The organism is Magnetococcales bacterium (assembly GCA_015228815.1).
GTDB lineage: Bacteria > Pseudomonadota > Magnetococcia > Magnetococcales > UBA8363 > UBA8363.
Genome location: JADGCV010000020.1, coordinates 60,014 through 74,332, shown reverse-complemented (window position 1 = coordinate 74,332; position 14,319 = coordinate 60,014). Strand labels below are relative to the sequence as shown.

11 protein-coding genes are annotated in these 14,319 nt (G+C 57.5%); 10 read left to right on the top strand and 1 reads right to left on the bottom strand.

Going from position 1 to position 14,319, the window contains the following annotated elements; translation table 11 throughout:
* Positions 1-376 precede the first annotated feature (376 nt).
* From HQL76_10085 to HQL76_10040, 10 genes are all read left to right on the top strand, one after another.
* Positions 377-1,234 carry a 3'(2'),5'-bisphosphate nucleotidase CysQ gene (locus HQL76_10085; GenBank protein MBF0109514.1) on the top strand — a complete coding sequence of 286 codons (858 nt, stop codon included), beginning with the start codon at positions 377-379 and terminating at the stop codon, positions 1,232-1,234.
* A 5-nt stretch (positions 1,235-1,239) separates the two neighbouring features.
* Positions 1,240-2,292: an adenosine kinase gene (locus HQL76_10080; GenBank protein MBF0109513.1), complete on the top strand. Its 1,053-nt coding sequence runs from the start codon at positions 1,240-1,242 to the stop codon at positions 2,290-2,292.
* Entirely contained in the window at positions 2,285-2,653 is a 369-nt protein-coding gene (locus HQL76_10075; GenBank protein ID MBF0109512.1) for a PilZ domain-containing protein, read from the top strand. The genes HQL76_10080 and HQL76_10075 overlap by 8 nt, the downstream gene beginning before the upstream one ends.
* Positions 2,650-3,354: a thiamine phosphate synthase gene (locus tag HQL76_10070; GenBank protein ID MBF0109511.1), complete on the top strand. Its 705-nt coding sequence runs from the start codon at positions 2,650-2,652 to the stop codon at positions 3,352-3,354. Before HQL76_10075 ends, HQL76_10070 begins: the two co-directional genes overlap by 4 nt.
* A 9-nt stretch (positions 3,355-3,363) precedes the next feature.
* Positions 3,364-4,614: a cation:proton antiporter gene (locus tag HQL76_10065; protein ID MBF0109510.1), complete on the top strand. Its 1,251-nt coding sequence runs from the start codon at positions 3,364-3,366 to the stop codon at positions 4,612-4,614.
* Positions 4,615-4,621: 7 nt separating this feature from the next.
* A complete protein-coding gene (locus tag HQL76_10060; protein ID MBF0109509.1) occupies positions 4,622-5,200 on the top strand; it encodes a hypothetical protein in 579 nt (192 codons plus the stop codon).
* Positions 5,197-5,964: a class III cytochrome C family protein gene (locus HQL76_10055; protein MBF0109508.1), complete on the top strand. Its 768-nt coding sequence runs from the start codon at positions 5,197-5,199 to the stop codon at positions 5,962-5,964. The genes HQL76_10060 and HQL76_10055 overlap by 4 nt, the downstream gene beginning before the upstream one ends.
* 18 nt (positions 5,965-5,982) lie before the next feature.
* Positions 5,983-7,266 (top strand): DNA repair exonuclease, encoded by a 1,284-nt coding sequence (locus HQL76_10050; protein ID MBF0109507.1) that lies wholly within the window; start codon positions 5,983-5,985, stop codon positions 7,264-7,266.
* Complete coding sequence (locus tag HQL76_10045; GenBank protein ID MBF0109506.1) at positions 7,267-10,806, top strand: AAA family ATPase; 3,540 nt, start codon at positions 7,267-7,269, stop codon at positions 10,804-10,806.
* A 93-nt stretch (positions 10,807-10,899) separates the two neighbouring features.
* Positions 10,900-12,888, top strand: coding sequence for a hypothetical protein (locus tag HQL76_10040; GenBank protein MBF0109505.1), 1,989 nt, complete (start codon positions 10,900-10,902; stop codon positions 12,886-12,888).
* An 82-nt stretch (positions 12,889-12,970) separates the two neighbouring features.
* Here HQL76_10040 and HQL76_10035 read toward each other — a convergent pair whose 3' ends face one another.
* On the bottom strand, positions 12,971-14,248 hold the full coding sequence (locus HQL76_10035) for a DUF4351 domain-containing protein (GenBank protein ID MBF0109504.1): 1,278 nt from the start codon (positions 14,246-14,248) through the stop codon (positions 12,971-12,973).
* Between the last annotated feature and the right edge of the window lie 71 nt (positions 14,249-14,319).

Below are 14,319 nucleotides of genomic sequence, written 5' to 3'. Positions count from 1 at the left end.
CTGGCGCAAGGATGGATCCTCCTTTCCGGTGGAATTCACGGTCACCTCCATTCTTGAAAATGACGTACCCCAGGGGGGGGGGGTAATAAAATCATTCTATCGGAGCAAAGGGAATTCAATGCTTCTTCCGCCAACACCTGACTGACCCACGAGACTGGCTGCATGTATTCCACTCCGATCATGTTCATGATGACTATTATCCAAGGATAAGTTGGATGTCAAGAAATTTCGCCAGCGTGTTGGCAGTCATGGAGGATCAAGGTGACAACGGGGTCATGAAAAAGTATACTCAGGCTGGATCATGTGTCTGGTTCCTTGAACGGAGGCTTTGGGATGTTCCGCGATAGGATCGCGCAGGCGTCTGGGAAAGGGACGGATGAACGACAACGATCAACTTCTGTTTGCCATGATTCGGGCGGCCCGGGAGGCCGGAGGTCGGATCATGAGCCATTTTCGCCCCGGCGAGGATTTGACGGCGCATGTCGAAATCACCCAGAAAGGTCATGATCATCCACTGACCCGGGCCGACATCGAAGCCAACGAGGCGATTTTGCGAATTCTGTCCGCCGCCGCCCCCGATTATGGCTGGCTTTCCGAGGAAACGGACGATTCCCGGGAACGACTGGCGAAGAAGCGGGTCTGGATCGTGGATCCGCTCGATGGAACCAAGGAATTCATCCGCGGGGTACCCGAGTTTGCGGTGTCCATTGCCCTGGTCGAGGAGGGGGTTCCCTTGCTGGCCTGCCTGTTCAATCCGGCCAGGGAGGAACTGTTCACCGCCATTGCCGGGCGGGGAAGCCGCCGGAATGGACAGCATATCCAGACAACCCGTGCCACCCGTCTTGCCGGAGCGGTCTGCCTGGCCAGCCGGTCCGAGATGTTGCGCGGCGACTGGGCCTCCTTCAAGGAGGAATTTGCCCTGCGCACCACCGGTTCCATCGCCTACAAACTGGCCCTTCTGGCCGACGGACGCGCCGATCTGACCTTCACCCTGACGCCGAAGAGCGAATGGGACATCGCCGCGGGTGAACTCCTTGTCCGCGAAGCCCACGGACAGATCACCGATCACGAAGGGCGCCGCTTTCTTTTCAACCAGCCCCGGACCCGCCTTCCCTCGGTCCTGGCGACCAATGGGCAGCTGCATCCCGCCCTGTTGCGCCGCCTTGCCGGCGTGCCACTGCATCCGGACCGCCAACAGCCCAACTGCGATTCCCTCCAACACGACAGGAACTGAATTTCATGAAAACCTACAACGTCTATGGCATTGGTCATGCCCTGGTCGATATCGAATGTCATGTGGAGGAAACATTTCTGCGCGAGGTCGGCCTGGACAAGGGGACCATGACCCTGGTCGATGCCGCGCGGCAGGATCATTTGCATCGGCGTCTGGCGCAACATGTGATCCACCGCTCCTCGGGAGGGTCGTCGGCCAATACCATGGTCGGTCTGGCGCAGTTCGGCGGTCGGTGTTTCCACTCCTGCAAAACGGCCGAGGATGAATTGGGACAGTTTTTCTTGGCCGACATGCGTACCCATGGGGTGGACAATCGTTTGGGTTTGGATGATCGTCCTTTGATGGAAGATTCAGAGGCGGATCGTTCGCCGGTCCCTGCCGAACAGGGGGTGACGGGGCGGTGCATGGTCATGATCACTCCGGATGCGGAGCGGACCATGTGTACCCACCTGGGGATTTCCGAGACCTTTTCGGTTGCCGATCTGTCCGAGGCCCATTTACGCCAGGCGGAATATCTGTATATGGAGGGGTATCTGGTTTCCGCGCCGGTGACCCGGGCGGCGGCGGTCGCGGCCAAGGGGATGGCACGCGCCCATGGGGTCAAAACCGCCTTGACGTTTTCCGATGTGTCGATGATCGACTATTTTCGTTCCGGGATGGAGGAGGTCGTTTCGGGGGGGCTTGACCTGCTGTTTTGCAATGAGAACGAGGCGCTCCGTTTTGCCGACACCGATTCGTTGGCGGTTGCCATGAGGCGCCTTGAGGAGGTCGCGACGCTGTGTTGTCTGACGTTGGGTGGGCGGGGCGCCAAGGTGTTTGGCCGGGGGGGAATCCTGGTGGATATTCCGGGAATCGAGGTCAAGGCGGTGGATACCAATGGCGCCGGTGATCTGTTCGCCGGTGTTTTTCTGTATGGAATAACCCATGGATATTCCCTGGATCGGGCTGGACTTCTTGCCAGCCATGCCGCGGCGCGGTTGGTCACCCAGTATGGGGCGCGACTGCGTGCGGGGCAGGCGGCGCTCATCAAAAACTCTTCGGGGGTGACTCATGAATGACAAGAACAGGGAGAACCAGGAAAGACGGCATTTTTCCCGGGTTCATTTCCACCATGAAATCATTCTGTTCAACCAGGATCGGCATTCGTTCAAGGGGGCCTTCAGCGACATCAGCCTTCGCGGCATGTTGTTTCAGGGAAACCTTCTGCCGCGGATGGGGGATCGGGTTCAGGGCGACCTGAGCCTTGGCGACATTCATTTACAGATCCAGGGCAAGGTGGTTCATTCCTCCCCGGGTCGGGGGGCGGCCATTCAGTTTCAAGACATCGAACTGGAAAGTTTTTCGCACCTGAGACGTCTTGTATCCCTGAATCTTGGGGATTCGGAAACCATCGACAAGGAATTTTTCAGCGCCCTATGAGTTGTTCCAACCTGTTTTCGGCGGGAATCTATCCTGTTCTTGATGCCGAATGGCTGCAACGGCACCTCAGGGAAGAACGTTGGCCGGTGCATGCGCGGATTCGACTGGCGATGGACATGGAGGTCGCCGGAATCGGGGTGATTCAGCTCAGATGCAAGAATGGGCCCGAGCCCTGTCGAAGATTCATTGAACGCTGGATTCCAGTCTTGCGGGGAGAAATGGACCGGGTTCGGGTGATCATCAACGATCATCCTGCCTTGGTGATGGAATGGGGTGCGGATGGCGTTCATGTCGGCCAGGAGGATGTTTCGGTCGCCGAATGCCGTGCGCTATTGGGCCATGAGCGTGTCATTGGTCTTTCGACCCATAATCGGAGCGAGATTATGGATTCACAGGCCATGGCGATCGACTACATTGGATTCGGCCCGATCTTTTCGACCGACACCAAACCGGATGCCCGTCCGCCAATGGGGTTGGGGGGCTTGGCGATGGCGGTGGCGGAGCGTGTCCGACCGGTTGTGGCCATCGGTGGCATTCAGCCCGAACATCTTGTTGATATTGCCGCAAGTGGCGCCGCCGCCGCCGCGATGATCAGTGGGTTGTGGGGGGGGGGGGGACGATTTCTGATTGGGCAGTGCATGCGAGCGTTTGCCCTCGGGAGAGAAAAGGGTGTCACGTTCGGGGATGATGAGGGGATTTGATTCAGGGTCATGAGTGAAATAGCGATTTTCTTTTCCCAGGCAATCCTTGTTGTCGGGGTTCCCTATCTGGTTTGGCGTATTCCTGGGGTGCGTCGCGTTGTTCCTTTGGTGGTCGTACAAATTTTGCTTGGGTTGGCGCTTGGTCCATCGATTCTGGGACGGTATTTCCCGGATCTGTGGTCGATGTTGTTTTCCGAGGCCTCCTTGCAACGATTGATGGGATCCTCTTGGCTGGCGATCGTCCTGTTCACTTTTCTGACGGGCCTGCATTGGCAGACCGCCGAACTGAAACCGATGGGACGGCGTTTTGCCTGGATGAGCGTGTCGAGTTTTCTGGTTCCCTGCCTGATGGGGATTGTGACGGGCTGGCTTCTGGTTGGGATGTATCCCGAGACCCTGGGTTCGGAGGCTGGTCCCTGGCAGTTTGCGATTGCGATTGGCTTGAGCATCAGTGTGACCGCCTTGCCGGTCCTTGGCGCCATATTGCGCGAGGTGGACCTGATGGAGCATCCCCTGGGTCGGGTGACTTTGGGGATGGCGGCGGTGAACGATGCGATTCTCTGGTGTTTTCTCTCTTTGTTTCTGGCGGGGTTGGTGGGGGAGGCGGAGAGTATCGGCAGTACATTGATGATTCCCCTGCGTATTGTTCTTTACCTGGGGGTCATGCTTTTCGTGGTCAAACCGATCATGCGTTGGGTATTGGGGCATTGCGGCATTGTCGGGGATGGCGGGTTGGTGGCGGTGTTCATTTCGGTGTTCGGGTCGGCCCTGGCGACCGAGCAGATCGGGTTGCATGCCGCTCTTGGCGGGTTCATGATCGGGATCATCATTCCCCGGCCCTTCAAGCATTTTCTCATCGAACGACTGGAACCGCTCACCGTGGTCTTGCTGTTGCCGTTTTTCTTCGCGATGACCGGCATGAAAACCTCGTTTGATCTGACCTCCCATACCATTTTATCCATCACGGTCATTACAGTCGTTCTTGGAATGGCGGGGAAGTTTCTTGGGACGACGTTGCCGGCGCTCAGAATGGGGGAAAGCTGGCCGGATTCGATTGCCATTGGGATTTTGATGCAGACCAAGGGGATGATGGAGGTGCTGTTGCTGACCATCTTTCGCGAAGCCAACATTATTTCCGCCGCATGTTTTTCGGCCATGATGTTCATGGCGATCATTTCCACCTCGTTGACCATGCCCATGCTGCGGCTGGTCATGCCCTGGGTTGGGCCTCCGTCGGGAAACGTGTCGCGCTCAAGGTGAAAAATTCATGCATCAATCCCTGTTGCGCATGGAGATCGTTCCTTTCATTCTCCAGTTTTCAATCCTCATCGGATTGACGATCCTCGGTGACCTCCTGTTGCATGTCTTTGGTCTGGTGGACGTCGGGCGTCATTTGGGGATTCCTGGAACCCTGCTGATCATTTTCGGATTGTCCTACTCTTTCCGCAAGCGCAAAGTGTTGACTATCGGAACTCCCCGTCTTTTTCTCCGAATTCATGAAACATGCACCTGGCTGGGAACCCTGATGGTCTTGATCCACGCGGGGGTTCATTTCAATACCTTGCTGCCATGGTTGGCAACCCTTGCCATGATCATCAACGTGGTCAGCGGTCTGGTTGGGCGGTATCTTCTGGGACGTTCACAACGCTTCCTCGCGCTTAAACGGAAGGAACATCTGGACCGGGGTCTGTCTCGAAAAGAGGTCGATTCCAGGATGTTTTTCGATGCCGTCACCTTCGAACTGATGACCCGGTGGCGGACCATTCATCTGCCCATCTCGATGACCCTGGCAACCCTGGTCCTGGGGCACGTCGTTTCCATCCTCATGTTCTGGGACTGGCGATGAAACGCCCTCTTCCGATTGTTCTTTCGGTCTTTTTGGTGGTGGTCCTGTTTTCCTTTCTCTACCCCGAACGAATGATCGCCCCGGGAAAACTTTCTTCCGGTCATGGCCATCTTGCGGACGATTGCTTTTCCTGTCATTCCCCTTTTTCCGGCCTGCCCAGCCAGAAATGCCTGAAATGTCACCAGATCGAATCCATCGGTCTGATGACGACACGCGGTTTGCCGATCGAGCGCAAAGGCAACAGGGTTCGTTTCCATCATCAACTGGCGGTACAGGAGTGCATGGCGTGTCACAGCGATCATGAGGGGGTGGCGCGGTATCGCACTTCAGGCGCATTTTCCCATGACGCCCTCGAACCATCCTTGCGGCTTCAGTGTTCCAGCTGCCATCAACGTCCCGACGACGCCTTGCATCGGGCCTCGTCGGCGTCCTGCGGTACCTGCCATCGCAACGATCATTGGCAACCGGCAACCTTCGAACACACAAAATGGTTCGAACTCGATCGGGATCATGCCGTTGCCTGCGATCGGTGTCATAAAAATAATGATATTAAGCAATATTCATGTTATGGTTGTCATGAACATTCCCCGGAAAAAATACGTCGGGAGCACCTGGAGGAGGGGATCGGGGATTTTGAACGTTGTGTTTCATGCCATCGCAACGCCAATGAAGAGGATGCCAAAAAAGGGCGCCACGAGAAAAACAGGCGAAATGAAGAACGCAGGAAAACACACGGACACGATAATGATGAAGATGATGATTGATTCCGGGCGGGTGGTCCGATGAAATTCATTCATGCCGCCGATCTTCATCTGGACGCGCCGCTGCGCGGACTGGTCCGTTACGAGGGGGCGCCCCATGAACGGATTCGCCGCGCGGGGCGTGATGCCTTCGAACGGCTGATCGCTTCATGCCTTGAACATGAAGTCGATTTTCTCCTTTTGGCCGGGGATCTCCTGGATGGGTCCGGTCGGGATTTCAATACTGTTTTGTACCTTGCCGGACAGTTGCGCCGCCTCCAGGATGCGGGCATCGAGGTTTTCGCCGTCCTGGGAAACCATGATGCCGGGCATGACCTCCTGACCACCAACCCATTTCCCGACAACGTCCATCTTTTTTCCTCGGACAAGGCCCATTCCCATCTCAGGGAGGCCAAAGGGGTGGCGATTCATGGGCAATCCCATGCAAACCGCGCCGAACAACGAAACCTTGCGGCAGGTTATCCGCCCGCGGTCCCCGGACTGTTCAACATCGGCCTGCTGCATACCGCCCTCGACGGTCGGGCCGGACAAATCACCTACGCGCCGTGCAGTGAACACGATCTGTTGACCCCCGGCTACCAGTATTGGGCCCTGGGACATATCCATCAACGCGAGTTGGTTCGCCCCAGGGACCCCATGATCCTTTTTTCAGGGACCATTCAGGGACGGCACATCCGCGAATCGGGCGTCAAGGGGGCGACCCTGGTGACGGTCGATGGGGAACGGGGGGAGGTGACCGCAACCCGCCATCTTCCCCTGGACCTGGTTCGATGGCACATCCTGACCTTGGACATCGGTCCCATCGAATCTTTCGAGTCCCTGTCACACCACCTCAAGGAACGATTGGAGCGATCGATCGAACCGGAAGTATTGAACGTCGTTCGGCTGCGTTTGACGGGTCGAAGCCCATGGCGGGGGCAATTGGCGCTCCGCGGGTTGGAACTGGAACAGGAACTGAGAATTCATACCCTCAACACCGGAGGCGATTCCCTGTGGCTTGAACGGGTGGTTGACGAAACCTCGATGATGGAACAGGTCTCGCGGGAACATGGGACCGGCGTGGATACGGATGCGGGGCTTGATCCGCTCGACCTGATGGACCGGGTCGTTGGCGAATTGCTCCGGGATGAGGTGGCGCTTACGGCCCTTTTCGAGCCATTCAGACCGCTTGGCGGACTGATGCGTACAACCGCCTTCCATGGCATGGCCTCCCTTCCCTTTCAGGATCCGGAATGGATGCGCGTCATGGTGCGACAGGCGCAAACCCTGGCCGCCGAACGGTTGCGTCATCCGGAGGGGGGGTGAATGTATTTCGTGCGCCTCCATTTGCTCGCCTATGGCTGCTTTACCGATCACCTCCTCGAAATACCCCGGGCCTCGGGGTTGTCGATCATCCATGGGGCCAACGAGGCGGGAAAAAGTACCACCCTGGCGGCGATGACCGATTTTCTGTTCGGTTTCGGCACGACGACCCCCTACGATTTCCGGCATGACAATCCCTATCTGCGAATCGGGGCCACCCTGGGCAACGAGCGTGGCGAGCGGTTGACGGCGGTGCGACGCAAAGGAAATCGGGAAACCTTGCTGGATGCCGCGGGAAAAACGCCATTGGATCCCCAGGCGCTGCATCCCTTTCTCGAAGGGGTCGATCGCCACCGCTTCGAAATGTTTTACGGATTGGATCATGGCCGGCTGCAACGTGGTGGCGAGGCCATCCTTCACGGAGAGGGCGAAGTGGGAACCCTGCTGTTCGAGGCGGGTTCGGGGATCGCCGGGGTGCGTGGTCTGATGGACCGGATGCGCGAGGAACGGGAACGCCTGTACAAACCCCGGGGAAAAAACCAGGTGATCAACACGCTGAACCATCGCCTGGTGGAAACGCAGGGAAGAATCAGGCAACAGGCCCTCTCGCGCGACCAATGGAGCAACCATGTCGTCGCCCGGGACCGCCTGCTGCGACAGAGCGCCGCACTGAGGGAAATCCTCGGCGAAAAAAAACGACAGGAACGCCATTTGCGCCGCATTGTCACCCTCGGTCCCATGTTTGCCCGCTTGACCCATTATCGTTCTTCGCGGGAACAACTGGAGACGGTTCCGCGGTTGAGCGCCGGGCTGATGCGGGAACGGGCCTCATTGATGACGCGGAAGGAGCGGACGGACGAGGCGTTGACGTCGCATCTTCGGGAACGAAACGCCCTGGAAGAACGGCTGGCAGCCATCCTGGTCGAGGAAAAACTGGTGGAACACGCCGCACGCATCAAAATTCTGGCCATGGAGGCCCGGTCGTTGCGGGAACGTTTGCGCGAATTGTCGGAATTGCAGGTGAAACTTGCCGACTTGAACGCGCGGCAGACCGATTTGTGGCTGCGGGTGGGGGCCGCCGCGGACGAACCCTCGGAGCGTCTTCTGCCCGATGCCACCTGTCGTGCTCTGCTCGATCGCCTGAGGGAGGACCGGCAACGCACCCTTGCCAAGACGGCGGAACTGGAACGGGCAATCAGGATCGTGCAGGCCGAGGCCCGGGAGCATCGGGAAGCGCTTCCTCCCCTGGGGCGCACGGAAGATCTGGCCCTTTTCCGGGAGCGACTTCCCTGGTTACGCCGCCTTCTGCAACGGGAACGCGAGGCGGTGGAAGCCTTTGTCAAAGGCCGCAGCGCCCTGGCGCAGGCGGACCTGAAGCTGTCGCTTCTTCCCTTGTGGCGGGGCGACATGGCTGCGCTTGAGGCCTGTCATCCGCCGACCACGGCGACGATGGACCGTTTCATCCAGGAATGGCAACGCGATGAAGAGGATGAGCGCCGGAGCGCGGAGGGGCTGCGGCAGGCGCGGGAAAACTTGCGACAACTTGAGGCAGGACGGAGCCGTGACGACCGGACATTGGGAGAACGCCCTCCCACCGAGGCCATGGTGCGGGAGGTCCGTTCGCGCCGTGACGAAGTGTGGAAAAATATTTATCTTCATGGGCTTCCGGGTTTGGACGGGAAACCGGATTGCCGGGAGGGGGCGTCGTCCGGGGGGGACGGGGACCCACGCCGCGCCTGGGGGGAATCCTTGACGGCGTGGATGGCCCAGGCGGACCTCCTGGTGGATGGCCGATTGCGTGCCGCGGGACAATTGGCTCAATGGCGGCGTCTGGAACAGGATATCGAAGCGAACATGCAACAGGAACGGATGTTGTCGGAACGCCTGGCCGGGATCGGCGAACGGCGACGGGCCATGAAAAACTCCTGGAATGAACTGTGGCAATCCCTCGGGGTGGCGTGTCCGGGAACGCCGATGGAGATGAAGGGATGGCCGGAATTGCGTGGCGAGATCCTCCGTCTTGCCGCGGAAGGACGTTCCTGGAACGAAAAAGGGATGGCGGTGCGGCAGGAATTGTCGGCGGCGATCATCGATGCCTCGGAAATGGTGGTCGCCCTGGGGGGACCGGGGATGGAGGCGGGAGAGGAGATGGGGGTGACGATCGAGCGTTGGGAAATTTTTCTCAACCAGTGTTCGGCGCTTGTCGAACGGCGTGCGGCGGTGGAACGGCGTTTGGCGGAAATCGAGCGTTCCCTGGAAACCCATCGGGAGGAACTGGAGGAGAACGAACGGCTGCGGCGCGAAAACGAGGAACGTTGGCGCGCCCTCATGGGACCGTTCGGTCACCCCCTGGGCCTTGAGGTCGAGTCGAGCGCCGCATTTCTCGGATCGTTCGATACGTTACACGCAAACTTTCGTCAACGCGAGGAATGGCTGGCGCGCATCCGGGACATCGAAGGGCAAAGGGACCGATTCATGGTCGGAGTCCGGGAACTTTCTCTCCTTCTCGGGGAGGGGGAACCGGCGGCGAACGAACGTCACGTTCTGGAGCGTGTCGAACAACTCGAAGAACGCCTGGACCGGACGATGATCGCGGTTCACCGGCGCGAGGAACTGCGAAAGGGCATCGAGGAACGGCGAAACCTGGAACGGGAGTGTCACGCCACCCGGACCACCATCGCCAGGCGCTTTGAGGAAATCGGAGAACGGTATGGAACCCGGGACCCCGAGGAAATGGCCGCCATCGAGGAACAGGTTCGATCGAAAGAGGAGGTGGACCGGAAGATCGGCGAATGTGAAGGGGAAATGCTTGCGAGCGCCGAGGGGGCGACGCTTGAGGAGGTGACGCTTGAGGTGTTGGGACAGGATGTCGATGTGGCCCGGGCGGAGCTGGATCGTATCCAGGTCGAAATCGACCGTCTGACCGGGGAATTGCGGACCCTGGACCAGGATTACGGCGGGGAAGTCCGGGAGTTGCAGGCAATGACGGGGAGCGATGCGGTTGCCTGTCTGCGTCAGGAGATGGAAGGGCTGGGGCATGACCTGGTGCGTCACGCGGAACACCATGTGCGTCTGGGGCTTGCCGAAGGGCTGTTGCAGCGGGTGATCGAGCGTTTTCAAGAACAAAATCAGGATCCGGTCCTGCATGGCGCCGCCCGGTATTTTCGCGAGCTGACGGCGGGATCGTTCGTCGATTTGCGCCTGGATCATGATGGCCAGCGACATTTTTTCCATGGGGTCCGCCCCGGAGGGGAACGGGTGCGGGTGGAGGGGATGAGCGCCGGAACCCGGGATCAATTATTCCTGGCGTTGCGTCTTGGGGCGATGGAATCCCTGAATGAGGGGCATCAACCGATGCCTTTGATTCTGGACGACCTGTTGGTTCACTTTGACGACCACAGGGCCGCCGCCGCCCTGAAAATACTGTCGGGTCTCGAACGGCAGGTCATCTATTTCACCCATCATCCCCATCTTCTCGAACTGGCCCACCGGCACTTGGCCTCGGGCTTGTTTGGATCGAGCCAACTGAACGGAACGACATAGATATGGCCTGATATTTGCAAAAAGCCATTCGAGCTTCGGTTTCGATGAGCCCGACGCGATGTCACTCTTGCAGTCATGAGGCTTGGAATGGCAATGAAACGCACTAATGATCGGCGCATCCTGTCCCGGGTCGGATTCATGTGTCTGTCGGCGTTCTTGGGAGGGTGCGGCGGCGGTGGGGATTCCGCCACGACCGCCACGACCTCCAGCGCCCCCGCCGAGGTTTTGGTGGGTAAATTTCTTGACGGTCCGACCGACGGCCTGACCTATCGGACCAGCGGCAACGATTCGGGGGCGACCGATGCCAAGGGGCAGTTCACCTATGTCGCCGGGGAAACCATCTCCTTTTTTCTGGGTGGTCTGCCGTTGGGTGCGACCTCTGCCCGGGGGGTGATCACTCCGAGTGATCTGGTCAAGGGGGGTCATGTCAATCATGAAGAGGTGGTCAATCTGTCGCGCTTTTTGCAAACGCTCGACGAAGATGGGGATCCCGGCAATGGCATCACCATTTCTTCCCAGGCCCGCGCGGCTGCCCAGATCCACTTTCCCTCGGGGCCGGATTATTCCAGCTTTTTCAAGACCGATGGTCATGGCCAGGGGTTCGCCAAGGATTCGATCGCCTCGGGCGAGTCGGTCGCGACCAAGGGATTGGAACTTTTCTTCAAGGATGCGGGAATCTTTCGCTACAAAAAATCCAACTGGATCGAACAGGATCTCGTCGCCGGTTACCTGGTTCCCAAGAGTTTTGCGACCAATCATCTGCGGGGCACCATTCAAAAACAGTCCGAATCGTGGAACCTGGCCCTGACGCCATCGCAATCCGCCACCACTTCCACCACGATGACCACCGCCACCGCAACGGGCAGCGCCATCGACACGCCGGGGACGGCCTCCCTGACGATTCGCTACGATACCACCGCCACCGCCGCCACCACGACCGATGGAACCGGATTCCAGTATTATGATCCGGAAAAAAATCCTTTGGCCGATGGCACGATCACCTTTCCCGGAATCGACATCGTCACCCAGGTGACCTCTTCCACCACCGCCGCCACCACGACCCAAACCACGGCCTCCGCGACCGCCGCCACGACCCGGAATGTTTCCGTCACCGGGACCCTGTCGGTTTCGTTCACGGGCGCCACCGTGAGCATGGTATCCAAGGTGGGGTCCTCGGGAAAGAATCAGGGGCAGCTCAACATCGAACTCCTGGAAAATTCCGCCAGCAATATCGCCACATTCACCCCCGATGCGACGACGACCGAAAATGTCTCCATTCCATCCTCGGCAATCACGTCTCTGGTCCTGAAGGCGACCGTCGATCTGGATACAGGCGCGATGAGCGATCCCAAGTTTTCCATCAAGTTTGCCAATACGACGTGGCTCAATTCGTTGAATCTGGGAACGGCCTATGGCGCCTGGACCCGGGGAAGCGACAGCGGCAACCTGATCTTCAATGAATTGTATCGCGGGCTGGCGGCCAATCAGAGCGGCAAAACCTGGGAACTTTATGGCATTGGCTATACCGACCAGGAGATGACCGCCGAACTTTCCGGTGGCGTCGATGCCTATACCCAGCTTTCCAGCGATCGTACCAACCTGAAACTCCTGGCCGATTCCAAAACATGGCTCGACCGGAACAATCCGGTTTCCCTCGAAGGATTCATCGGATTTCAGATCGTCCTCTACGACGATGCGGTACGGGTGGACAAACTGGTGATGTCCAATGGTGCCGGTGGCAGCGTGGATGTGACTGCCACCACTGCCCAGACCTTCGCCAACGGCGAACAACGCTATTTCAACCTGGCCTCCTCCAACATGGCCGAAAGCACCGACTTGAAGACCGTCCTTTCCAAGGACCTCAGCGAGAAAACAACCACGACCTCATCGACAACGACGACGACCGCGACGACCACCTCGACCACCGACGGTACCGAAACCTGGGGAATCGCCGATCCCACCCAGGGGCCAGGGATGATTTCGGTTGTCTTTACCCGGAATTCGTCGCGCAAGAGTGCAGGTTATTCCTTCCAATCCACACTCGCGGCCAAGGATACCCTGACAATGAAAATAGTCCAATGATTCTGTGAAATTCTGGTAAAATACAAGCCCCCTCCGTGGGGCTTTCTTTTTATACGATTGATATAATGTTCGGAAAATGATATTATACTCTGTCCGAGAAAACATCGTCCAGGGACTGGGCGTCGAAGATGCGAAGGCTCCACTCCTCTATGGAGGGAAGCTCAGCCTTGGTGATTTTTTCGCTGGCCCAATCAGGCACGGCACCGAAGCGACGTTGCAATAGGCGGGTTAGCATCGATGCACCTTCTTTTTGCATACCAATTTGCATACCAATTTGCATACCAAACCGCTCCACACTCGAAATGTAAGGCATTTTTTGGCTCTCCTCGAAGTCAACAATTTCTTTCCACAACCGTCTGTCGGCCTCATCTGGCAGGTAAAGCACCCAGTCGATGAAACGAAAAAGATCGATAATCTGCTGGCGGCTGAAACCACTTTGATACAGTCCTCTGATCAGTCTCCACTTTGCTTGGTAACGATCCTCCGTCAGGTGCTTGGTTCTCTTGGCATGCAGGTGCGCCAATATCACAATTGCAAACGGGTTGCCAGATTTTTCCAGTTCGGATTCTGGGTAGTCCAGTAACTTAACGATAACAAACTTGTAGGTGAGTTGCGTACCCCACAACTCATAGCCGAACTCCGATGGCCGCCAGCAGGACTCATCGTCGGCCAGAATCGCCAAACCAGCAACCGGCATCCTCTTGAGGTCGTAAGCTCGGTACTGGTAGGTGTACATATCCGGGGAAAACGTCGTTTTCCGGTCTCCCTGAATTTCGGCATGAATCAGCACCCATCGTTCGATACCATCTCGTTGCCACACCTTGACTCGTTCATCCATGCGCCGATCACCAATTTCCGCCTCACGTGTAATTCGGGCCAATTCCTTGTCCAGAAGTTCAAACCCTCGCTCCCAATCGATGCCATCGTGTGCCCGTGGCAGGAAGAAGGCCAGAAAGTCCTTGAAATACAGCCTCAGAATTTCCTTCCATGGGGTATCAAATTCATCGTTTGGACGTTTTTCATCCTTTGTTTCCAACCCGATTTTCTCCTCTTTTCTTGCCCAGGTCCTATCGGCCAGGGAATTGTCCAGGATTTCAACCCTCCAGTCCACTGAAATTTGCCAAACTTGGCTCTCATTGCGTTCAAAATCTGGCCGGATGGGCCAATCGGGAAGGACAGCACAGAAAAACGTGAACATTTTTACGTTTTTGATCAGGAAGAACTTATCGATCACACCGACTGCAATGCCTTGATGGGATCCGTGTGGGCGGCCTATTCCTTCCAATCCACACTCGCGGCCAAGGATACCCTGACCATGAAAATAGTCCAATGATCCTGTGAAAATATTGATAAAATACAAGCCTCCTTTCGGGGAGGCTTTTCATTTGTACAATAAGAAAAATGTAATAATATTTATTATTGGTTTTGTCT